Raw genomic sequence first — 21,159 nt, 5'->3', positions numbered from 1 at the left:
CTTAATTCTATTGATAGACAGTATATTATTCTTTATTTACAATAAGTTAAAGAGTTTGTTTGTTAATCATCATACAATGTAACTACTTGAAAAATTGAAACTTTGCGAGCATGATCGCAATAACATCAGCCTGTTACCCGGTTCATTCTTATGATCTCTCCAGAAACGCTGCAATCCGCCATCTCTAACGTCTCTGTCTGGCGTCAGGGTGACGTATGCGCGCCGCATAAACCGCTACTGCTGTTGTATGTACTGTCGCAGTACAAAGCAGGCCATCCACGCCTGTTTAACTACGGTCTGGAAATCCACGAACCGCTTACTCGCCTGCTGAAAGAGTTTGGTCCCAAGCGACGCACCGACTATCCCAATATGCCTTTCTGGCGACTGCGAACCGACGGCTTCTGGGAGATCACTCACGCAGAAGGTTGCAAACCGCGCAAGGGCAATACTCAGCCGACAAAGAAAGAACTGATTGATAACCAGGTGGCGGGCGGCTTCGATGAGGCGGCTTACCAACAATTGCTGGCACATCCAGAGATGATTGACCAGTTGGCCCAGAAGATCCTCACCGATCGCTTCCCGGAAAGTATTCAGCGGATCCTTGCCAACCAGCTGGGATTCGATTTTATCGATCGCTCCAGGAACCGCGATCCGCGTTTCAGGGATATCGTTCTTCGCGCTTACCACTCACGGTGCGCGTTCTGCGGTTACGATCTCAGACTGGATGGTGCGCTGGTTGGTATTGAAGCGGCACATATTCACTGGAAAGCATATGGTGGTCCGTGCGTGGTAAATAATGGCCTGGCGCTCTGTACATTACACCATGACGCGTTTGATATGGGGGCATTCGGGCTGGATGAGAGTATGACCATCCGCATCTCCGGCGGCGTCAGTCGTAGTCCGGTGGTTGACCATCTGTTTTGGCAGCGGGACGGCCAGCAGTTATTCCTCCCTTATGACAAAACGCAGTGGCCTGCTGAACAGTATGTCGGCTGGCACCGTAAACAGATATTCAAAGCCTGAGACCGCGAGCTTCACAGGTATAATCGATTATATAATTTATCCCCTTTAAAGTATAAATATCCTCTCCCCCCTATAGCGGATAAATCCTGTACATTAGCCGGCGTGGGAACTGCTGGGATAATAGCCCAATGGAACGCTTCTTCCGGAGCCTGAAGAATGAGTGGGTACCAGTGCCTGGTTACATAAGCTTCGGCAATGCAGCTCACGCAATAACGGACTATATCGTTAGGTATTACAGCGCGCTCGGGCCACACGAGTATAACGGTGGGTTACCACCAAACGAATCGGAAAACCGATACTGGAAAAACTCTAAAACGGTGGCCAGTTTTAGTTGACCACTACATGCATGGCTTTCTGGCTTTCTTATCACGTAACTCTTCATACTTCATCAGATCAGTAAAAAGTACGCGGCGATGGTGAGTATGGGAGGGGCTTACGAACGACACATGTTGCGACATTAGACCCTGCACTTCAGCAGTGATTTTGCCGCTGATAAGAGAAATTTACATTTTCAGTGAAGTTGTCAGCACACAAAATCTGCGGTTTGTTGGTAACAAAGCTCTGTTTTGTTGGAGTTTTTCAACATCCAATAATTTCCTTTTAAAAATCAAAACCGCTGAACACAGTACCATCCGTACTGTCAACTTTTTACCTTGTTCTAAATCAATTTTTTTGAAAATTTAATTGATGCAACAGCAGTATGTAGTAACCATAATATTCAGCAAGTGCCGTGTAGTGCGGGTTACAGCGGGTTTTAGATGTAAAAAAGCCCGACTGGTGATCGGGCTTGATTACATCCGGTGCTGAGTTGGTGCTCAGAACTGGAAGGGGACTATCTTTAACTGACGTTAGAATCATAACCCCCTAAACCTGCCTGAATCAACTCAACTGGATCAAGTTGTGTGCAAAAAAACGGACGGTGGTAACTCTGACTGATTACCAGGTGGTGCTGAATCAGGGTCTGCTTTAACGGAGTGGGACTATCTTTAACTGACATTTGAGATAGCCGTTGCGACAGAGTGCAAGGCAAGCGACGGTGTTCCGCTCCCCAATACAGGGGGCATCATGGATACTTTATTGTCTAAAGTTATCCTAGCTCTAAAAGCGCTAGCAACGCTTTTAGAGCTGGTTCGTTGGTTCTTCTAAGAGCTGGCGCAGAGAAAAGCCGGAGTAATCCGGCTTTTTTGTACTCCCTGACCCATCCTGAATAGCGTTGACAGATTCCTGACTTAAATCCGGAGCTGCTCTTAGCCTGTTACCCGGTTCATTTCTATGATAACTCTCGAAGCTCTGTAATCGCCCATCTCTAACATTTCTTTTTGGCGTCAGGATCATATGCCGTGGCTACTGTTGTAAGTGTTAAAGCAACTTACCAACCGTTACTTGCCCCCGAAGTAATTGATCAACTTGCCCAGCAGGTCCTGATAGGTCACTTCCCGGAAAGTATCCAGCGGATCAAGGCCAACCAACTGGGATTCAAATTATCGATCGCTCCAGGAACCGCGATCCGCGTTTCAGGGATATCGTTCTTCACGCTTACCACTCACGGTGCGCGTTCTGTGGTTATGATCTCAGGCTCGATGGCGCGCTGGTTGGTATTGAAGCAGCGCATATTCACTGGAAAGCGTACGGTGGCCCGTGCGTGGTAAACAATGGCCTGGCGCTCTGTACGTTGCACCACGATGCGTTTGATATGGGGGCATTCGGGCTGGATGAGAGTATGACCATCCGCATCTCCGGCGGCGTCAGTCGTAGTCCGGTGGTAGACCATCTGTTCTGGCACCGGGACGGCCAGCAGTTATTCCTCCCTTATGACAAAACGCAGTGGCCTGCTGAACAGTATGTCGGCTGGCACCGGAAGCAGATTTTCAAAGCCTGAAAATACGCAACGGGCCGTTAAGCCCGTTGTTCGTTACATCACCGCAGTTCTATCACTCTCGCCCGCTCAGCCTGCTTTCGGTAGTGGTCGTATCGCTCCCGGAACCATGCTTGCTGTTCATCACTCATATTGCCGGTCACGGCATCGATATCAACTGGCTGGCCCAGGGCGTGCATACGGGCAAAACTGCGTGCCAGAAAATCAAAATTCTTTAATGCGTTTATATCTTGTTGGTTCATTAGCATATCCCTCCAGTCATTGTGTTTACTGTTCAAGGTCATATGCTTTTCTGATTTCAGTATCCGCCTGAAAAAGATCGTTTTTTGAGCGATGCGTGCGCATCAATCTGCCTGTGTTCACATTTCAGGAACGACAAAACTCTTCAGCCTCGGTAATGATTTTCCCCTCCCTTTTATCACCCGCGCAGAAAACACTACCGCCAGCCATGCAGTAAGTTCGCCATGTATCCGGAAGGCGCGAACGGCGCAGATGCGCAGGATACCCGTGCCATTCCATCCCGCAGGGAAATGCCCTGCGAAGGGTGTTCCCTGCTCATTTACAGGAGAAACACCATGTCGCTTTTCGATAAAAAACCGTCGTTAATGCCGGTGGTTATCGCCCCTGATGTCTGGCAATCCGCTGTGGAATTTCCCGCCGACCCGCAGCAGGTGGAAGAACGGCTGGGCAATCTGTTGCTCGCCGTACTGCTGACCCTGCGCACCGCCGGGACGTCCCGCAAGAAAGTCACCTTTACGATCTACTGCCAGCCGCCGCAGGGCGATATGAAAGTCCCTGTCGCATTACCGCTGTCACTCAACTATCACGGCCACTATGTGCAGGTCTCGATGGCTGAACAGGCATAACCTCTCCCCGCCGGAGTCGCTTCCGGACGGAGGTGGTTCCGGCTTCTTCCATGAGGATCGCACAATGGACAGAAGCAACGATATCTACCAGAAAGTCACCGACCAGATTATTGCTGAGCTGGAAAACGGCAATGTGCCGTGGATCCGCCCGTGGCGCGATGGCGAGCCGCCGTTCCCGATCAATGCGTTATCCGGTCGTCCGTATCACGGCATTAACGTGCCACTGCTGTGGAACAGCGCCGACAAGCAGAGTTTTGCCAGCGACCGCTGGCTGACGTTCCACCAGGTCAGCGCGCTCGGCGGGCAGGTACGCCGGGGGGAGAAATCCTCTCTGGCGGTGTTGTATCTGCCGCGCACACAGGAAGAGACCGATGCACTCGGCCAGCCGTTGCTGGATAAAGACGGCGAGCCGAAGGTGCGGCATTTCGGGATTATTCGTGAATTTCGGCTGTTTAACCTGTCGCAGTGCGACGGCTTGCCGCAGTCGCTGTCCGAGCCGTTTACCCGGCCCGCAAAGCCTGTGGAGATGGCCGAAGCCATTACGATGAATAGCGGCGTGACGCTGCGCCATCGCCGCCAGTCTAAAGCGTATTACAAACCCGCGACCGACCTGGTGATGATGCCGCACCCGCAGCAGTTTGAAAGCAGCGAGGCGTACTATGCCACGCTACTGCATGAACTGACGCACGCTACTGGTCACGCTTCACGCATCAACCGCCCCGGTATTGCCGGAGCAGAACGCACCGAAGCACTCTACGCCGCTGAAGAGTTAGTGGCAGAGATGGGGAGCGCCTTCCTGTGCGCCCATTGCGGCATTCAGGGCAGGCTCCAGCACGCCAGCTATATCGGCTACTGGTTGGATATTCTGCGCCAGGACAAGCGGGCAGTGATCCGCGCCAGCGGTATGGCGCGCCAGTGAATGGCTGCTCAACGCAGTACCACAACCCTGTCAGCTTAGCGCCTGACAGCCCACCCGCACGGGGAGCCTTCCCCGTCGGGGAGTTGCTCCCCTTTTTTCTGGAGTGATATATGGGACTCGATCTCTTCTTTTTCGAACGGGCAAAAAACGCGCCCGATGAAAGCCAGTACGCCAGAGTGGGTTATTTCCGCAAGGTGAACCCGTTACTCAAATGGGTGGATGAACACGTTGGGCTGGTGCGCAACCAGGTACTGTTAGAAGTCACCAAAGCACATTTGCAGGCGCTTCTGAGTGACCTGCAGAGCCTGACGCCGGATAACTGCGGCGCGGTTTATCCCACGATTGACGGCTTTTTCTATGGATATACCGATTATGGAGAACACTACTGGAAAGACGTTCGCGCCGTCACCCACTGGGTGAAAGAGACGCTGGAGACGTTTGATTTTGAGCGAGACAGGCTGATGTTTTATGCCTGGTGGTAAGTGGAACGGAGTGGCCGGTTTCGATCGGCCACTTTTCCATCATTGCAGTGCAAGCACGGCCTCAATTTCAATATGAAGATCCGGGGAGAACAGTGCACTAACTTCGACAAGAGAACTGGCGGGCAGGCTCTCGCCATAGTTTGCATACAATACCTGACGCAATGCTTTCAGCGAATCAATTGAAGTAACAAAAATCGTCACTTTAATCAGATTATCAAGCGTAATCCCCTCCGCTGTTGCTATCACCTTAAGTTGCCTGAATATTTCACTTGCCTGCGCAACAACATCACCACTCTGCGCCTCAGAACCAAAAGCTGTCAGACCCGATATATATAGCGCCCCCTGGTGTGCAACTGCATGAACATAAGGAGCGTTAACTTCGCCCAGTTGCGGATAATTTTTTCTGACTAATCGTGCCATGACCTCGTCCTTGTATAAATTCATTATTTGTCAGCCAAATTGCGCTGCCATCTGCGCATAGTCCAGCCCGTAGAGACACCATCCTTATATTCGTTAAATGACCATCAACCTTCAACTCTTCCTCGCTGACAAAAAAACCTGCTGCCCGCAAAAGGCCCAAAGGGAGACACTGCAAAGGAAGGGCGACAAGGGCAAAGGGGCCTGCCCGAAAAGGAGAAATATGCTGAAGTGGCTACAAAGATCATCCCAGAGCCAGCCACCTGCACCAGACGCTACGCTGCCGACGGGTTGGTTTGCGCCACTATCCGCAGAACAGTTGCTGGCGACGCCGTTACGCCAGTCCTGTTTGCACCAGTTACGGCAACTAACCCCGCTGCCGGATACCCTGTTTGATAGCTGGATCCTCACGGCGATTAATCGCTTCGCAGCACTGGTACAGCTGCTACCCGCCTCACAAAGTCATCACCATTCCATTCCCGGCGGGCTACTGGATCATTCGCTGGAAGTTGCCTGCAACGCCATTCGGCTGCGCCAGGGTTATCTGCTGCCACCGGAAGTGGGTGCGGAAGAACAGGCCCGGCAGGCCAGCGCATGGACGGTCACGGTAGTCTGCGCAGCATTGCTGCACGATACGGGAAAAATCGCCGTGGATATGGAGATTCATCAACGTGATGGCACCCGCTGGCATTCGTGGCAGGGTAATCTGGCACAGCCTTATCGCTGGCAGTACCAGAGCCACGGTCGCGACTATCATCTGCATCCGGCGGCTACCGCAATGCTGATTAATCAGTTGATACCCTCGCCATTACTGGACTGGCTGGCCGGATACCCCACGGCTTTTGCGTCCCTGATTTATCAGCTTACCGGACACTACGAACGGGCTGGCGCGCTGGCGCAAAAGCCCTCTTCCTTCCCCCAGCAGCTTCTCACCGCCTTACGCTCACTGGTACAGAACGAGTACCGGCTCAATAATCCCGAATGCGGATCCGATGGCTGGCTGACGGAGGATGCGCTGTGGCTGGTCAGCAAAACCACCGCCGACCGGGTCCGCGCCTGGCTACTCCAGCATGGCGTATCCAGTGTGCCGGAAAACAATAACCGCCTGTTTGACGAACTGCTGACGCATCAGCTTATTGTCGCTAACGAGGATAAAGCGATCTGGCGCTGCATCATCCGTTCAGATAAGGGATGGTCGCCCGTTGAGCCGCTGACGCTGCTGCGCCTGACACCATCTGCAATCTGGGAACAGGGAGAACAACGCCCCGCCTGTTTTGGCGGTGATGTGGCGCCGGTAAACGGAGCGGAACTCGTCCCTGAACTTAGCACACCCACTCAACCGCTGCCGGATATAGCAGACGATCCCAAGCTTGGTGACATTAACAACTTCCTGCTGTGGCTGAAGAACCACATCAGTTCTTCAGGCACGGTGAATACCCGTAACGGTAAGGTGCATGTAGTGGAAAATCATCTTTTTTTGATAACGCCGGGGATCTTTAAGATGTACGCAGCAGAAATCACGGGCGACACCGGCGACGGCTGGAAGCTGGCACAACGAATGTTCCAGGAGTCAGGGCTGGCCCTGCGCTGTAATGATGACAGTTTTATCTGGACCTGCGAGGTTCGGGTTCCACAAAAGAAAAGTAGTCAGTTGAAAGGGTTTCTGATAGAAGATCCGAAGCAGGTGTTGGGGGAGAAAGTGCCGGTGAATAATCCGTGGCTGAAGTTGCTGCGCGAATAGCAATTTATATCAAAATACTCTCTTCCACCGAGCCACAGCGAATGGGCTGTAATACCTAAAGAGCCGCATGATATTCAATAATTGATTTCAATTCTTCAGGCGAAAAAGGCGGATTACGCCGATGCAACATGGCGTGGCAATTAGGGCAGACGGGAATAAGATCTTTTTTGGGATCCAGAGAGTAATTATCTTTGATGTCTGATAGCGGAATCAGGTGGTGTATATGGATAAAACCTTTTGCTATCTCACCATACACCCTCATCATATCAATGCCGCATACTTTGCACAGGCAACCATGCCAGGCTAATGCGGCCTGCCGGGCCTTACGGTCGTGTTCATAGCGGTTAACCGTTACCTGCATAGCGGCACCTTCAGTAAATACGCTCTGCGGTGGCAGTTCATCAGGAAAAATACTGATGGCGGGCTGCTCGTTACCCAAATTTTTCTCAACGATCTGAAACCCTTGATCGGTAAGCAACTTGACACATTTCGACTTGATACCACCGCTAAAATCTTCAGGGGAAAACTCAACGCCTATCATATTTGAAGCAGCAATACCGACTATAGCTTTCGGTGGATAACTGCGCCCTTCAAAGACCACATCATACAGCCGGGACTCGCTGAACTGGTGGCGTACACCTTCATCATAGGCGCGCATAGCCGCAATAATGCATTCCCTGGAAAGCTGGTCTGGCAGTTTCTTCTTCATTTACAACTCATCATCCCTGAAACTACATATGCTAACTCTTTATTTTATAGCATATTAATTTATCCGGTGATAAACAGCACTCTTCAATCTCGCAGTACCGGGATACGGGTATCAGTGCAGCGGCAGAGTAACGTAGCGGCAGAGAAACCGCGCCTCATGCTGATTGTCCAGCCGCACCTGAAAAACATCGTGTGTATCCTGCTCGAATGCGTCTTCGCGCCACGCCAGCAGACCCTGTTGGTTCATGCGGATAATAATCTGATCGGGCGTTTCGCCCTGATTCAATGCTTCGACTACATGTTGCAGGGGAAGCGGTAGCGTCTGAGCAGGCCACATCACTTCAACGCTCACGAGCTGGCGGTGTGTCCGGGGTGGCATCGGTAGTTTCCTCCATGGCTAGAATTTAGCGGTTAATTAGCCATGAAATAGGGGCATTTTTTACTGTTTCAACTACTGACGAGATGGCTACGGAATACGCGCTGCAGTGCTGTTTTTTCCTGCGCGCCCGCCAGTGAAATACGGAAATCATCGACCTCTGCCTGCATACCCAATGGGGCATCTTTGTATCTCTGCAGCAGATGTTCTATTTCGTTTTCAGTTAAGGGTTCGGCATCCACTCTCTGAACGGATGGAATATTGGTTTCATAAGGCCAAAGCTGTATAGCCCCAACACAGTCCATCCCAATACGTGCTAATAAGTCGAAAGGTTGCTTCGTAGGCACATGGAACCGTACCTGAATCCGGCTACGAATTTGCTCGCTATCTGGCAGAAGATTATCAAAAAAGTTATAGACGATTTTGCCACGATAGCGCTCTTCCCGTAACGGCATCGAAAGTGAAATGGCACGAGAACCGGCTCTTTCCAGCCAGTCTCTCTGGTAGTAGAAAGACATTTCCCCGCCAACCGTTTTCTCCAGCGTACCAACAATGATGCCATTAAGCGCAACCGTTAATTTTTCCACGGATTACCACTCCTGGTCCCAACCCTCAGATGACTTTTTTTTACCCTTCCGGCTTACGACCTGAAGCTCAAGATCCAGAGCGGCAAGGAGCTTAAAAAGCGTGTCCAGCCGTGTCCCCTCCGGATGGTTCTCAAACTCTGAAACCGTTGATTGCTTCATGCTCATGCTTTCAGCAGCTTCGCGTTGAGTCAGCTTACGTTGCTTGCGTGCCTCCCTGACTGCCTGAGCCAGCATTTTGGGTGAAGTTACGTTCATTTTATCCCCCATGACAGATATTTTGAATATATCCGCTTTAGGGGATATTTCAAATCTATCCTCTATAGGGGATAGATTTTTTTAAATGTTCATATCTTCAATGTCGTATCCATGTACATCTGTATCACCCCCAAAAAATATCGTTAACAGCACTGTGCAGAAAACTGTGATTGCCCCCCCAAAAACTCTATCGACATGCTCCGGCAATATGGTGATAAAAAATTTTTTAACATATGGCGAAAATATGTTTATAGAATGGACATGTTCTGGCTATATGTCGATAAAAACAGTTTTATAAACATATGGACGGATGCAGGAAACGTCTCACCAGTCGTCGCATCTATGTGATCTAATATTTTTATGCTTGAATGCCATTCCTATCTAACAAACTACTTTACGCAGGTCAACTGTATGTTGGCCGACCTTCCTTTTAAGACAGATTTGTTGTTCCTTGCTCATAGCAAAGTTATCAATTTCCTTCAGGCCTTTCTCTGCCAGAAGTGGACATGTTTAACTACGGAATGCATTCAGCATAGTTAGTGAGTTTACATGAGGGGATTAATTTTTGAGAAATCTTGATTGAATTGTGAAGCGTGTTAATATAACAACAAGAAATTAAACTAACAGTCAAATAAACAAGCCACCCAACTTAATTGAAAAGGATTATTAGCTATGATTGACGCACTTATTAGAAACTTACAGAGAGACATCGCGCTACTTCAGCTTTATATCGCGCAACGCAAACAGGCTGGCTTTCATGACATGGAAAGAATGATTGAGTCATTGACCATCTTTATGTTTCGCGCACTAAAAATGGGTGAGCTTGAGAACATGAATCAGATTAAAGTTAACTTTCCCGCCATTGATTTAGCTGACAATCAAAACATGGTAGCAGTTCAAGTTACTACGAATGCAAGCCCGACAAAAATTAAAAAAACCATTACAGCTTTTGAAAAGACAAATGATTTAGGTATAAGCCTCAAAGATAAATACTCTACTTTATATATTTTTGGTTTTTGTAAAATATCAAAAAACTCAGTTCCAAGTTATTGTAAAATAATCGATCCCAGCTATTTCGTGAATGAACTTTGCGATAAAGCAGATGAAGATATGATCCATGATATGCTCGATGCTATTCAACGCCATCAGGATTATACGTCATTACACCCATGGAATGATAAAGACTCACTCGAAATAATTCTCAATGTTATTAATCGCAATGCAATTAAACACCGGATGAGTTGCGAAGGCAGCCTATCTGATATGCTTACCGGTTTAAAGGAAATCAATGAAGTAATTACAAAGGGAACAATCCAACGTAAGCAACGTTCAAAATCGATATCTGACTTCAAAGATCAAAGCATGGTTAAATTTCTGAGAGGTGTAATGGATGATCTGTCTGTTATTCAAGCTATAGTGAACAAATCTAAAGTTAACCAAGATGATATGGTTTATATCAGCTATGAAGATATGATTAGCATTGATAAATTAAAAGCTAAAATAGCAAAAAATTCATCTGAGATTTCAAGTCAATATAATATTGGAATGACACTAAACATTGTTGATTTATAATTAGTGACTTAATTACAGATAATGGTTGGCAGGATTCATTGAATAATGTTTATTTGGAGGCTATTTATTGTTGCTCTTCACTCATAGAAGTCCTATTGGAATAGGCAGCTATGTACAAGAAATTGCTAACATAAGCGAGCATAACTAGTTGGATTAAGAAAAGCTTCGTACTGAACTCCCCCAATGCTTTGGCCAAATGTCTGTAAACCGGCAATAGCTTAAGGGTTCGGGTCATGTTGACCCGAACCCTTAAGCTAATAAGTAACAAGTAAATGTCACCTTAAAAGAATTTTTTGAGATATACTAAATATGTTTATTTTTACCAACAACCACATATGAACTGCCTGCTTTTCTCCATGACTTAATTATTACCAAATTGTTATCTAAACAAATTTTACTTACAATAATTTCATCCAACAAACCATAATAGGAAGCGTTGCGAGAGTTTTGGTATATATATCCATGCAAATGTTTAATTCCACTCTCATACTTCTTAAAATAAGAGCTTTTGTATTGATTAACAATCATTGCCTCCCCATCACTCTTTAATAAATCTCTAATCGCACTGATAACTTTGTAAATAGTGGATTTACATGGAATTGCAGAAAGCACGTTTGCGCAAAGTATAAAATCATAATGGTTCGTTATTTTATCTATACTTTCAAAAGGAACAGCATTAGCATTTTTATAGTTATTAGCCACATACTCTGGGATTGTAGTTTGTACACCCCTGATAATTTGCACTCTTTCAAGTTGTTTTCTGGAATCCAAAAATGTTACAGTCTCAAATTTATTTACCAATTGTTCTGAATACCTAAGCTTCCCACATCCAAAATCAAGGGCCCTGCCACTTTTAATAGAGCTTTCAATATAGTTGCAGAGATAATTAGATGGCATAGTATATGGTTTGGCAGCATTTTCTGAACGTATAATTATTCCATTTATCTTGTAATTCAAAACTAACCCCATTTAAATAATATTGTTACTATTAAAGAATTCCTTTATTTTATCATCAGGTATCTGTCTTACTTGACTTTCAGTTCTTGGCTTAACCGATGCTATAAAAATAAGAAAATTGAAGGCAACAAGGAAAATAAACCACGACCAAAGGTTATTTAAAGAACCAGTAACAGAGAATAGATTAGTTAATTTAGCGAAACTGATTATCAAAACAGTAATAAATGCAATAACTGTATGTTCAAAGAAAACCCAAAAGTAATATACTTTGTTCCAAAAAAGCTCAACATAATGTTTATCTTTCAACTCCTTTACTTCTGGATAATAAAGTTTACTCATTACCTTGTAAGATTCATCACCACTTAACTTTCTCGTAACGCCGGCTATCTTCGCCAATGGCTTAATAATTAAATAATTATCCCATACCTTTCTTATCCCAATGATTTTTGCCACGTTATTATGTAGATCTAAAGCTCCACTAATCACGGTCCAAAAAATTGAAAATGCGATTGGTAATATGCCGAATGTTAATATCCACTTAATAAACTCTTCGTAGTCTTTAATGGGTGGAATGTACTTGGCATTAATGCCAACCAATGGGATGTAGCCATAAATAACCAATGACAGATAAAATATAAATGTAGTAATAAAAGTTGCCTTATGGAGCATAGGTAACATTTCATTATAACTCTTTGGTGGTTCTAACATTTCACTCTCCAAGCATTCAAAAAGCGCTAATTTTCAATAGTCACACAAATCAACTAACGCATTTAAAGCTTAATTACCACTAGTTAATTAATTTAACACTGCAATTTTATCTAAATCTTTTTGATTGTTCTAGTCCTCAAAGAAACCTACTGCACAGATATCTATTTTAACTGCATCCACTTTTATGTTTGTCGTGTCTACACCAGCACTGCAATGTTTTAAGCAGCCAAAATCCACCATCCGTACTAACACTTCGATTTCCATTCCTCACTCTTAGCGGACGGTCAAATTTAACTACCCACGGGGAGTGCTAAGCTAAACCACAGGTCTACATAAATGCTGGGTCGCTTTGCACTGATTCCCTCTGTTATGAAAAACCCTACTCCAAGGATGACTAAATACCAGCATCCCCTGACTCCACCTCATCCTGCGCCGCCAGCAGTACCAGCTCTGACTTTGAAATCAGCAAATCTTTCGGCTTCCCTCCTCTCAACCTGCGATTAGCCGAGCCAAACCAGATAGCCAGTCCCCACGGCGTTTTGCGTTCCTTGAACAGCGAGAGTATCAACCTGACAACCTTGAGAGGCCGCGCTTTCTCATCCAGAACATAATCCGGATACAAATCCTCCCCGTCGACCTTCAGCGAGAATATCTTCCCAGCCGCTTTCCAGCCTTTCGGACCAGCATCAGGATCGGCGGAACGAAAGCCCGCTTTTGCCGATAACTCAGACGTTGTCAGCCATTCCGAGTCGGCCAGTATTCTGGCTTTCAGCTCCTCTAGCTGCCGGTCATTACGCTCCTGGAAGCTCATATGGTCGAGTGTGCCTCCCGGCGACTTTTTAAAGCCATACGGCACCACATGCCTGAACCGGTTTGCATCCAGATAATCCGCCCACCACTGCATCATCTCCCGACGTTCTTCGAGATGCTGCGCCTTATGGATATACGCCGCCCGCACGCGCTTACGCTCCTGATGGCTCATCTGGCGCTCTACCGTGTCGCTTGACCACAGGCCTGACTCCACCAGCGCGCTACAAGCCATAGTGCGAAAACCGTGGCCGCAAACATCTTTCTGGGTGTCGTAGCCCATCACACGCAGCGCTTTGTTGATAGTGTTTTCACTCATCGGTTTGCGGTAGTTATGATCGCCGGGGAACACCAATTCAGTTCCCGGTCGGCAGTGCTGCCGCACCTTGTGCAGCAGTTCGATGGCCTGATGTGATAGAGGGACCAAGTGAGGAGAACGCATCTTCGCCCCACGCGCTGAATATTTAACGCCGGGGATCGGCTCACGCTCGGCGGGGATTGTCCACATGGCGTTACGCAGATCAATCTCATCCCAGCGGGCAAAGCGCAGTTCGCTGGAGCGGATAAACAGCAGCAGCGCCAGCTTTACCGCCAGTTGAGTCAGTTGACGGCCTTTGTAATCGTCGATTCTATCCAGGAAATCAGGGATAAGATTCAAATCTAATGCAGGGTGGTGACGTACTTTGGGCGTGGAAACCGCGCCGGTTAAATCTGATGCAGGGTTATGATCGATAATGCCGTTCTGGACGGCGTAGCGCATCACGCAGGCAGTGCGCTGCTGAAGCCGGGAAGCAACATCCAGTTTGCCCGCTTTCTCCACCTCCTTGATGGGCACCAGCAGATCTTTGACCTTCATTTTTGTGATGTCACAGCTGCCGTTCGTGGGGAACACATAAAGCTCGAAGTAACGCAGCACCCGCTTCTTATGTTCCGCCGACCAGTTCACGTTACTGGTGACCCATTCGCGTGCCACAGACTCAAACGTATGTTCCGGCGTTATCGCAAGGCGTTCAGCCTTTCGGTGTGCGCTCGGATCGATGCCAGAAATCAGCAGTAATTGGGCCTCTTCACGCATGCGTCTTGCCTGTGCAAGCGTCAAAAGCGGATAAGGTCCTAAAGCGAGCTTTTTCTCTTTGTTTACAAAGCGGTACTTGATGTACCAGCGTTTTGAACCGTTAGGGTTAACCAGCAGGTAAAGTCCATGCGAGTCACTGAGCTTATACGGCTTGCCACAAGGCTTGGCGTGGACTATAGCGCGATCTGTTAGTGCCATTTGGGGGCCTCACTATTATCGAACTACGTCTAAGCCCCCAATTTGGCCCCCAAATCGCGTGGATGTCAATGGATGAAAAATGACCAACACGGAAAGACCACAAAATAAAAATGGTTATTATCGAAAAATAAATTATCTTTGAATTACAGACGGATATGGACGAATTTGGACGAAAATGGACACAAAAAAAGCCACCCTTAGGTAGCTAATTATTGCATCACTTGGTGCCGAAGGCCGGACTCGAACCGGCACGTATTTCTACGGTTGATTTTGAATCAACTGCGTCTACCGATTTCGCCACTCCGGCACGGAAGGGATGCGGAAAACGTTGTGGATTATACCTGTCGTGCGCCACCATGCAAGCGCCAGCGTGTATCTGGCCTGCTAAGTGTTGAAAATTTCAGCATTACCTTTCCCACCTGCAACCCTCATCACAGTTTGCCCTCTTCTTAATCCCCCCTTCTGCGAAGCGTCCCGTTTCCCCATGCTCTACACTTCCAGTTCAACACCACACTGAGGGAAACACGATGTCGATGATAAAAAGCTACGCCGCAAAAGCGGCGGGCAGCGAACTCGAACTCTATGAATATGATGCGGGCGAGCTCAAGCCGGAAGATGTCGAAGTCCAGGTCGATTACTGCGGTATCTGCCATTCCGATTTGTCGATGATCGACAACGAATGGGGATTCTCTCAGTATCCGCTGGTTGCCGGGCATGAGGTGATTGGTCGCGTGGCAGCGCTCGGCAGTGCGGCGTAGGATAAGGGTCTGAAGGTTGGTCAGCGCGTTGGGATTGGCTGGACGGCGCGCAGTTGCGGACATTGTGACGCCTGTATCAGCGGCAATCAGATCAACTGCCTGGAAGGGTCCGTTCCCACTATTCTCAATCGCGGCGGCTTTGCCGAGAAGCTGCGAGCCGACTGGCAGTGGGTGATCCCCTTGCCGGAGAGCATCGACCTGGCGGCAGCTGGCCCCTTGCTGTGTGGCGGCATCACGGTGTTCAAACCGCTGCTGATGCACCATATCACTGCCACCAGCCGCGTTGGGGTGATCGGCATCGGTGGCCTGGGACATATCGCCATTAAGCTGTTACACGCGATGGGTTGTGAAGTGACCGCATTCAGCTCCAATCCGGCGAAAGAACAGGAAGTGCTGGCGATGGGGGCGGATAAAGTGGTCAACAGCCGCGATCCGGATGCGCTAAAAGCGCTGGCGGGCCAGTTCGATCTCATCATTAACACGGTTAACGTCGATCTCGACTGGCAGCCCTATTTTGAAGCGCTCGCCTACGGCGGTAACTTCCATACCGTCGGTGCAGTGCTGAAGCCGCTGCCGGTGCCGGCATTTACCTTAATTGCCGGGGATCGCAGCATCTCCGGTTCGGCGACCGGGACGCCATTTGAGCTGCGCAAGCTGATGAAGTTTGCCGGGCGCAGCAAGGTGTCGCCTACCACCGAGCTGTACCCGATGTCGCAAATTAACGAAGCTATCCAGCACGTGCGTGATGGCAAGGCCCGCTATCGCGTGGTGCTGAAAGCCGACTTCTGATGCAGGGCTCAGTCCCGCAAGGGGCTGGGCTTATTGCCCGTGACGAAACGCGAGCACCGCCTGGCGGCACTGTTCCGTCACATGCTCGATGTCATGGTTTACATCGATGCGGGCAATATCTTTCTCATCGTCCTGTGGGCACTCCAGCGCGTCGAACTGACTTTTGAGTAATCCCACCGGCATAAAATGCCCTGCCCGACGCTGCATGCGCGCCAGAATAGTCTCGTAGTCGCCGTCCAGCCACAGAAAATGCACATTCGGGCTGCCCTGACGCAATATATCTCGGTACTGTTTTTTTAATGACGAGCAGACAATAAACCCGGTCTCGTTCTTTTTATATAAACTGTATGAGGCGTCATTTAATCGCGCTAGCCACGGCAATCGGTCTTCATCGGTTAATGGAATACCTTCAGACATTTTATCAATATTTTTAGCCGGATGGAGATCATCACCATCAATAAATTTAGCCGATAATACAGCGGCAATTTTGCTACCAATTAAAGATTTACCGCTACCCGAAACGCCCATCAAAATATAACTTTCCCCGGCCATTGAAAAAACTCCAGATTCATATTCCATGGCGCGATACTACGCCTTCCACATTGCAGAATTCACCTTTTTTCGCCGCGACTGAGCAGATTTACAGGGCGCATCACGTTATGCGTAACATTGTAGTGTAACAATTTCTCAGCGTGATCTGCATCACAAATAATAACAATTAAAACCGTTTAAATGCTGCCGAGGTTACTACCTGACCAGTGAGGCATTTATGAAAGTCAAAACCCAATCCTGCGTTGTCGCGGGGAAGAAAACTGTTGCCATTACCGACCAAAATATAGAATGGAATAATAAAGGGACGCTGGTAAAAATTACCCGAGGCGGTATTTGTGGTTCCGATTTACATTATTATCAGGAAGGGAAAGTCGGTAATTTTACCGTTAAAGCGCCGATGATTTTAGGCCATGAAGTTATTGGTAAAGTAGTGCACAGCGATTCAACAGAATTACACGAAGGTCAGTCAGTGGCGATTAATCCGTCGAAGCCCTGCGGCCACTGTAAATACTGTCTTCAGCATGAAGAAAACCAGTGTACGGAAATGCGCTTTTTTGGCAGCGCCATGTATTTTCCCCACGTCGACGGCGGCTTTACTCAGTATAAAACCGTCGATACTGCGCAGTGCGTCTCCTACCCTCAAGAGGCGGATGAAAAAGTCATGGCCTTTGCCGAACCGTTGGCGGTCGCGATCCACGCCGCACATGAAGCGGGCGACCTGCAGGGCAAGCGCGTGTTTATCTCCGGCGTTGGGCCTATCGGCTGTCTGATTGTCAGCGCGGTGAAAACGCTCGGCGCGGCAGAGATTGTCTGTGCGGATATCAGCCCGCGCTCGCTCTCGCTGGCGCAACAAATGGGAGCCGACACGCTGATTAACCCGCAGCAGGACTCGCTCGACGAGTGGAAAAAAGAGAAAGGCTACTTCGACGTCAGCTTCGAGGTCTCCGGCCATCCGTCCTCAATCACCACCTGTCTGGAAGTGACCCGCGCGAAAGGCGTGATGGTGCAGGTCGGCATGGGCGGCGCGGTGCCGGACTTCCCGATGATGATGTTGATCGGCAAAGAGATCGCGCTCAAAGGTTCGTTCCGCTTTACCACCGAGTTCAACACCGCGGTGTCGTGGCTGGCGAATAACGTTATCGATCCGCTGCCGTTACTCAGCGCCGAATATCCGTTTACCGAGCTTGAACAGGCGCTGAACTTCGCCGGGGACAAAACCCAGGCAGCGAAAGTCCAGCTTGTTTTCGAAGACATAAAATAAGGAATAGCATGATGAACGATCTTTTTTCACTGGACGGCAAAAACATTCTGATCACCGGTTCGGCTCAGGGCATTGGTTATTTACTGGCGACTGGTCTGGGTAAATATGGCGCGCAGATTATCGTCAATGATATTACGCCGGAGCGCGCGGAAGCCGCCGTCACTAAACTGCAGCAGGAAGGGATCCGCGCCGTTGCCGCGCCGTTCAATGTTACGCATAAACAGGACATTGATGCCGCCATCGAGCATATCGAAAAAGACATTGGCCAAATTGATGTGCTGGTGAATAACGCTGGTATCCAGCGTCGCCATCCGTTTACCGAATTCCCGGAACAGGACTGGAACGATGTGATTGCCGTTAACCAGACGGCGGTATTCCTGGTCTCGCAGGCGGTAACGCGTCGCATGGTGGAACGTCAGGCCGGGAAGGTCATCAACATCTGCTCCATGCAGAGCGAGCTGGGCCGCGACACCATCACGCCGTACGCCGCCTCTAAAGGCGCGGTAAAAATGCTCACCCGCGGAATGTGCGTTGAGCTGGCGCGCCACAATATCCAGGTCAACGGTATCGCCCCGGGCTACTTTAAAACCGAAATGACCAAAGCGCTGGTCGAGGATGAAGCCTTCACTTCCTGGCTGTGCAAACGTACGCCAGCGGCGCGCTGGGGCGATCCGCAGGAGCTAATTGGCGCGGCGGTATTCCTCTCTTCTAAAGCATCCGATTTTGTTAACGGGCACCTGTTGTTTGTCGATGGCGGCATGCTCGTCGCCGTCTGATACAACGCAACATCACGCAGCGCCCAGGCGCTGCATTTTTGGCACACCACTCTAAATAATTTAAAGAGAAACGATTATGCCATTAATAATAATTGCGGCAGGCGTCGCGCTGCTCCTGGTCCTGATGATTGGCTTTAAAGTTAACGGCTTTATTGCTCTGGTCCTGGTGGCGGCGGTCGTTGGTTTTGCCGAAGGGATGGATGCCCAGGCCGTTCTGCACTCAATACAAAATGGGATCGGCGGCACGCTCGGCGGGCTGGCGATGATCCTCGGCTTCGGCGCAATGCTCGGTAAGCTGATTTCCGATACCGGTGCGGCTCAGCGCATTGCCACCACGCTGATTGGCACGTTTGGTAAGAAACGCGTGCAGTGGGCGTTGGTGATCACCGGTCTGGTCGTCGGTCTGGCGATGTTCTTCGAAGTCGGCTTTGTTCTGCTGCTGCCGCTGGTATTTACGGTGGTGGCCTCGTCCGGCCTGCCGCTGCTGTATGTCGGCGTACCGATGGTCGCCGCGCTGTCCGTGACCCACTGTTTTCTGCCGCCGCATCCGGGACCCACCGCGATTGCCACCATTTTCGAGGCCAATCTCGGTACCACTCTGCTGTACGGATTTATTATTACTATCCCGACGGTGATTGTCGCCGGGCCGCTGTTTTCTAAGCTGCTGACCCGCTTTGAGAAAGCACCGCCGGAAGGGTTGTTCAACCCGCATCTGTTCACCGAAGAAGAGATGCCGTCGTTCTGGAACAGTATCTTTGCGGCGGTAATCCCGGTCATACTGATGGCGGTCGCTGCGGTGTGCGAAATTACACTGCCAAAGACCAACAGCGTGCGGGTGTTCTTTGAGTTTATCGGTAACCCTGCGGTCGCGTTATTTATTGCTATCGTGCTCGCCATTTTTACCCTTGGTCGACGTAACGGACGTACGATCGAGCAAATTATGGATATCATTGGTGACTCTATCGGCGCGATCGCGATGATTGTGTTTATCATCGCCGGGGGCGGTGCATTTAAGCAGGTTCTGGTCGACAGCGGCGTGGGACAATATATCTCACACCTGATGACCGGCACGTCGCTTTCTCCGTTGCTGATGTGCTGGACGGTTGCCGCTTTGCTGCGCATCGCGCTCGGTTCAGCCACCGTGGCGGCTATCACTACCGCAGGTGTGGTACTGCCGATTATCAACGTCACTCATGCCGACCCGGCGCTGATGGTGCTGGCTACCGGCGCGGGCAGTGTGATTGCCTCCCACGTTAACGATCCGGGATTCTGGCTGTTTAAAGGCTACTTTAATCTCAGCGTGGGGGAAACGTTGCGCACATGGACGGTAATGGAGACGCTGATTTCCATTATGGGTCTGCTGGGTGTTCTGGCGCTGAACGCCATCCTGCATTAAGACGGTCATCACCGGGGAGCACAGGTCAGCGCTCCCCGGCACTGGAGAGAAAATGAGGAACCACAGAATTTCTTTGCAAGATATCGCCACGCTGGCGGGCGTGACCAAAATGACGGTGAGCCGCTACATTCGCTCGCCGAAAAAGGTCGCAAAGGAAACCGGTGAACGCATTGCGCAGATTATGGAGGAGATTAATTACATCCCCAACCGCGCGCCCGCGATGCTGCTGAACGCGCAAAGCTATACGCTCGGCGTGCTGATCCCCTCGTTTCAAAATCAGCTGTTCGCTGACATTCTGGCCGGTATTGAGTCAGTCACTTCAGACCATAACTATCAGACGCTGATCGCCAACTACAATTATGACCGGGAATCCGAGGAAGAGTCGGTGATCAACCTGCTGTCGTACAATATCGACGGCATTATCCTGTCCGAGAAATATCACACTCTGCGCACGGTTAAATTCCTGCGCTCTGCCAACATTCCGGTGGTCGAGCTAATGGACATTCAGGGCGATCGTCTGGACATGGAAGTAGGTTTCGATAACCGTCAGGCCGCGTTTGATATGGTCAGCACCATGCTGGATAAACGCCAGCGGCGCAAAATCCTCTACCTTGGTTCGAAAGACGACGTCCGCGATGAACAGCGCTATCGCGGCTACTGCGATGCCATGACGCGTCGGGGTCTGATGCCGCTGCGCGTCAATCCGCGCTCTATTTCGTCCATTCATCTCGGCACCCAGATGATGCGGGACGCGCTCACCGCGCATCCGGATGTAGACGGCGTCTTTTGCACCAACGACGATATTGCGATGGGCGCGCTATTGCTGTGCCGCGAGCGTGAGCTGGCCGTTCCGGAGCAGATCTCGATTGCTGGTTTTCACGGACTGGAAATGGGCAGGCAGATGATCCCCAGCCTTGCCAGCGTGATCACCCCACGTTTTGACATTGGCCGCATGGCGGCGCAGATGTTGCTGAGCAAAATCAAGAACAACGACCATAACCACAACACCGTGGATCTGGGGTATCAGATTTATCACGGCAATACGCTTTAAGTCATTTTC

At 49.5% G+C, this 21,159-nt stretch carries 19 protein-coding genes, 1 tRNA gene and 4 pseudogenes; 13 read left to right on the top strand and 11 right to left on the bottom strand.

Annotation, left to right across the window (positions count from 1 at the left end; genetic code table 11):
• Positions 1–150: 150 nt before the first annotated feature.
• The 3 genes and pseudogenes from OGX99_RS02265 to OGX99_RS02255 all read left to right on the top strand — a co-directional run.
• Positions 151–1,023 carry a phosphorothioated DNA-binding restriction endonuclease gene (locus OGX99_RS02265; RefSeq protein WP_286542474.1) on the top strand — a complete coding sequence of 291 codons (873 nt, stop codon included), beginning with the start codon at positions 151–153 and terminating at the stop codon, positions 1,021–1,023.
• Between the two features lie 92 nt (positions 1,024–1,115).
• Positions 1,116–1,358, top strand: a pseudogene (locus OGX99_RS02260) (integrase core domain-containing protein); the annotation flags it as partial.
• Between the two features lie 1,026 nt (positions 1,359–2,384).
• Positions 2,385–2,902, top strand: a pseudogene (locus OGX99_RS02255) (phosphorothioated DNA-binding restriction endonuclease); the annotation flags it as partial.
• 38 nt (positions 2,903–2,940) lie between these two features.
• On the opposite strand, the gene glgS reads toward OGX99_RS02255, so the two are convergent.
• Complete coding sequence (glgS, locus tag OGX99_RS02250; RefSeq protein ID WP_020845974.1) at positions 2,941–3,141, bottom strand: cell surface composition regulator GlgS; 201 nt, start codon at positions 3,139–3,141, stop codon at positions 2,941–2,943.
• A 333-nt stretch (positions 3,142–3,474) separates the two neighbouring features.
• On the opposite strand from glgS, the gene OGX99_RS02245 reads away from it, so the two are divergent.
• From OGX99_RS02245 to OGX99_RS02235, 3 genes and pseudogenes are all read left to right on the top strand, one after another.
• Positions 3,475–3,765 carry a hypothetical protein gene (locus OGX99_RS02245; protein WP_014908067.1) on the top strand — a complete coding sequence of 97 codons (291 nt, stop codon included), beginning with the start codon at positions 3,475–3,477 and terminating at the stop codon, positions 3,763–3,765.
• 64 nt (positions 3,766–3,829) lie between these two features.
• A pseudogene (locus OGX99_RS02240) lies at positions 3,830–4,730 on the top strand (ArdC family protein).
• A gap of 64 nt (positions 4,731–4,794) precedes the next feature.
• Positions 4,795–5,166: a hypothetical protein gene (locus OGX99_RS02235; protein ID WP_049069500.1), complete on the top strand. Its 372-nt coding sequence runs from the start codon at positions 4,795–4,797 to the stop codon at positions 5,164–5,166.
• Positions 5,167–5,205: 39 nt separating this feature from the next.
• Here the strand turns inward: OGX99_RS02235 and OGX99_RS02230 are convergent, their stop codons facing one another.
• Positions 5,206–5,586 (bottom strand): RidA family protein, encoded by a 381-nt coding sequence (locus tag OGX99_RS02230; RefSeq protein ID WP_286542469.1) that lies wholly within the window; start codon positions 5,584–5,586, stop codon positions 5,206–5,208.
• Positions 5,587–5,806: 220 nt separating this feature from the next.
• Here OGX99_RS02230 and OGX99_RS02225 point away from each other — a divergent pair, with 220 nt between their 5' ends.
• Positions 5,807–7,324: a TraI domain-containing protein gene (locus OGX99_RS02225; RefSeq protein WP_286542467.1), complete on the top strand. Its 1,518-nt coding sequence runs from the start codon at positions 5,807–5,809 to the stop codon at positions 7,322–7,324.
• A gap of 55 nt (positions 7,325–7,379) precedes the next feature.
• On the opposite strand, the gene OGX99_RS02220 is transcribed toward OGX99_RS02225, so the two are convergent.
• The 4 genes from OGX99_RS02220 to OGX99_RS02205 all read right to left on the bottom strand — a co-directional run bounded on the left by OGX99_RS02220 (position 7,380) and on the right by OGX99_RS02205 (position 9,250).
• Positions 7,380–8,033: an HNH endonuclease gene (locus tag OGX99_RS02220; protein ID WP_186919293.1), complete on the bottom strand. Its 654-nt coding sequence runs from the start codon at positions 8,031–8,033 to the stop codon at positions 7,380–7,382.
• Positions 8,034–8,144: 111 nt separating this feature from the next.
• Positions 8,145–8,411: a hypothetical protein gene (locus OGX99_RS02215; RefSeq protein WP_186919296.1), complete on the bottom strand. Its 267-nt coding sequence runs from the start codon at positions 8,409–8,411 to the stop codon at positions 8,145–8,147.
• A 68-nt stretch (positions 8,412–8,479) separates the two neighbouring features.
• Complete coding sequence (locus OGX99_RS02210; RefSeq protein WP_286542462.1) at positions 8,480–8,995, bottom strand: HipA N-terminal domain-containing protein; 516 nt, start codon at positions 8,993–8,995, stop codon at positions 8,480–8,482.
• A gap of 3 nt (positions 8,996–8,998) precedes the next feature.
• A complete protein-coding gene (locus tag OGX99_RS02205) occupies positions 8,999–9,250 on the bottom strand; it encodes a helix-turn-helix domain-containing protein (protein ID WP_186919298.1) in 252 nt (83 codons plus the stop codon).
• A gap of 672 nt (positions 9,251–9,922) precedes the next feature.
• Here OGX99_RS02205 and OGX99_RS02200 point away from each other — a divergent pair.
• The gene (locus OGX99_RS02200) at positions 9,923–10,822 is read left to right on the top strand and encodes an SMEK domain-containing protein (protein WP_015959329.1); all 900 of its coding nucleotides are present in this window, start codon (positions 9,923–9,925) and stop codon (positions 10,820–10,822) included.
• 303 nt (positions 10,823–11,125) lie between these two features.
• On the opposite strand, the gene OGX99_RS02195 is transcribed toward OGX99_RS02200, so the two are convergent.
• The 4 genes from OGX99_RS02195 to OGX99_RS02180 form a co-directional block, all read right to left on the bottom strand.
• Entirely contained in the window at positions 11,126–11,791 is a 666-nt protein-coding gene (locus OGX99_RS02195; protein ID WP_286542453.1) for a class I SAM-dependent methyltransferase, read from the bottom strand.
• The gene (locus tag OGX99_RS02190; RefSeq protein ID WP_015959327.1) at positions 11,792–12,487 is read right to left on the bottom strand and encodes a hypothetical protein; all 696 of its coding nucleotides are present in this window, start codon (positions 12,485–12,487) and stop codon (positions 11,792–11,794) included.
• Between the two features lie 394 nt (positions 12,488–12,881).
• Entirely contained in the window at positions 12,882–14,567 is a 1,686-nt protein-coding gene (locus OGX99_RS02185) for a tyrosine-type recombinase/integrase (protein ID WP_286542449.1), read from the bottom strand.
• A gap of 222 nt (positions 14,568–14,789) precedes the next feature.
• Positions 14,790–14,874 (bottom strand) — tRNA-Leu (locus tag OGX99_RS02180).
• Positions 14,875–15,094: 220 nt separating this feature from the next.
• Here OGX99_RS02180 and ahr point away from each other — a divergent pair.
• Positions 15,095–16,114, top strand: a pseudogene (gene ahr / locus OGX99_RS02175) (NADPH-dependent aldehyde reductase Ahr).
• Between the two features lie 30 nt (positions 16,115–16,144).
• Here ahr and idnK read toward each other — a convergent pair.
• Entirely contained in the window at positions 16,145–16,666 is a 522-nt protein-coding gene (gene idnK, locus OGX99_RS02170; RefSeq protein WP_151217477.1) for a gluconokinase, read from the bottom strand.
• A gap of 217 nt (positions 16,667–16,883) precedes the next feature.
• Here idnK and idnD point away from each other — a divergent pair, with 217 nt between their 5' ends.
• The 4 genes from idnD (at position 16,884) to idnR (ending at position 21,150) form a co-directional block, all read left to right on the top strand.
• Positions 16,884–17,927, top strand: a complete 1,044-nt coding sequence (idnD, locus tag OGX99_RS02165; RefSeq protein ID WP_286542445.1) for an L-idonate 5-dehydrogenase — start codon at positions 16,884–16,886, stop codon at positions 17,925–17,927.
• 11 nt (positions 17,928–17,938) lie between these two features.
• Complete coding sequence (gene idnO / locus OGX99_RS02160) at positions 17,939–18,703, top strand: gluconate 5-dehydrogenase (protein ID WP_151224499.1); 765 nt, start codon at positions 17,939–17,941, stop codon at positions 18,701–18,703.
• 76 nt (positions 18,704–18,779) lie between these two features.
• Complete coding sequence (idnT, locus tag OGX99_RS02155; RefSeq protein ID WP_016155581.1) at positions 18,780–20,099, top strand: gnt-II system L-idonate transporter; 1,320 nt, start codon at positions 18,780–18,782, stop codon at positions 20,097–20,099.
• Positions 20,100–20,151: 52 nt separating this feature from the next.
• Positions 20,152–21,150, top strand: coding sequence for a DNA-binding transcriptional regulator IdnR (gene idnR, locus OGX99_RS02150; RefSeq protein WP_151217472.1), 999 nt, complete (start codon positions 20,152–20,154; stop codon positions 21,148–21,150).
• Positions 21,151–21,159: the final 9 nt, after the last annotated feature.

Source organism: Citrobacter sp. Cu096, from assembly GCF_030332285.1.
Lineage (GTDB): Bacteria > Pseudomonadota > Gammaproteobacteria > Enterobacterales > Enterobacteriaceae > Citrobacter > Citrobacter meridianamericanus.
Note: the sequence above shows the minus strand (reverse complement) of the source record. Positions and strands in the feature narration are given on the sequence as shown.

Excerpts from the sequence above, each read along its gene's own strand:
- OGX99_RS02225 (WP_286542467.1), top strand. The coding sequence starts at position 5,807 with ATGCTGAAGTGGCTACAAAGATCATCCCAGAGCCAGCCACCTGCACCA.
- OGX99_RS02190 (WP_015959327.1), bottom strand. The coding sequence starts at position 12,487 with ATGTTAGAACCACCAAAGAGTTATAATGAAATGTTACCTATGCTCCAT.
- OGX99_RS02215 (WP_186919296.1), bottom strand. The coding sequence starts at position 8,411 with ATGCCACCCCGGACACACCGCCAGCTCGTGAGCGTTGAAGTGATGTGG.
- OGX99_RS02200 (WP_015959329.1), top strand. The coding sequence starts at position 9,923 with ATGATTGACGCACTTATTAGAAACTTACAGAGAGACATCGCGCTACTT.
- OGX99_RS02195 (WP_286542453.1), bottom strand. The coding sequence starts at position 11,791 with ATGGGGTTAGTTTTGAATTACAAGATAAATGGAATAATTATACGTTCA.
- idnO (WP_151224499.1), top strand. The coding sequence starts at position 17,939 with ATGAACGATCTTTTTTCACTGGACGGCAAAAACATTCTGATCACCGGT.
- idnD (WP_286542445.1), top strand. The coding sequence starts at position 16,884 with ATGAAAGTCAAAACCCAATCCTGCGTTGTCGCGGGGAAGAAAACTGTT.
- OGX99_RS02245 (WP_014908067.1), top strand. The coding sequence starts at position 3,475 with ATGTCGCTTTTCGATAAAAAACCGTCGTTAATGCCGGTGGTTATCGCC.
- OGX99_RS02185 (WP_286542449.1), bottom strand. The coding sequence starts at position 14,567 with ATGGCACTAACAGATCGCGCTATAGTCCACGCCAAGCCTTGTGGCAAG.
- OGX99_RS02235 (WP_049069500.1), top strand. The coding sequence starts at position 4,795 with ATGGGACTCGATCTCTTCTTTTTCGAACGGGCAAAAAACGCGCCCGAT.
- OGX99_RS02205 (WP_186919298.1), bottom strand. The coding sequence starts at position 9,250 with ATGAACGTAACTTCACCCAAAATGCTGGCTCAGGCAGTCAGGGAGGCA.
- OGX99_RS02220 (WP_186919293.1), bottom strand. The coding sequence starts at position 8,033 with ATGAAGAAGAAACTGCCAGACCAGCTTTCCAGGGAATGCATTATTGCG.
- OGX99_RS02230 (WP_286542469.1), bottom strand. The coding sequence starts at position 5,586 with ATGGCACGATTAGTCAGAAAAAATTATCCGCAACTGGGCGAAGTTAAC.
- OGX99_RS02265 (WP_286542474.1), top strand. The coding sequence starts at position 151 with ATGATCTCTCCAGAAACGCTGCAATCCGCCATCTCTAACGTCTCTGTC.
- idnK (WP_151217477.1), bottom strand. The coding sequence starts at position 16,666 with ATGGCCGGGGAAAGTTATATTTTGATGGGCGTTTCGGGTAGCGGTAAA.
- idnT (WP_016155581.1), top strand. The coding sequence starts at position 18,780 with ATGCCATTAATAATAATTGCGGCAGGCGTCGCGCTGCTCCTGGTCCTG.
- glgS (WP_020845974.1), bottom strand. The coding sequence starts at position 3,141 with ATGAACCAACAAGATATAAACGCATTAAAGAATTTTGATTTTCTGGCA.
- idnR (WP_151217472.1), top strand. The coding sequence starts at position 20,152 with ATGAGGAACCACAGAATTTCTTTGCAAGATATCGCCACGCTGGCGGGC.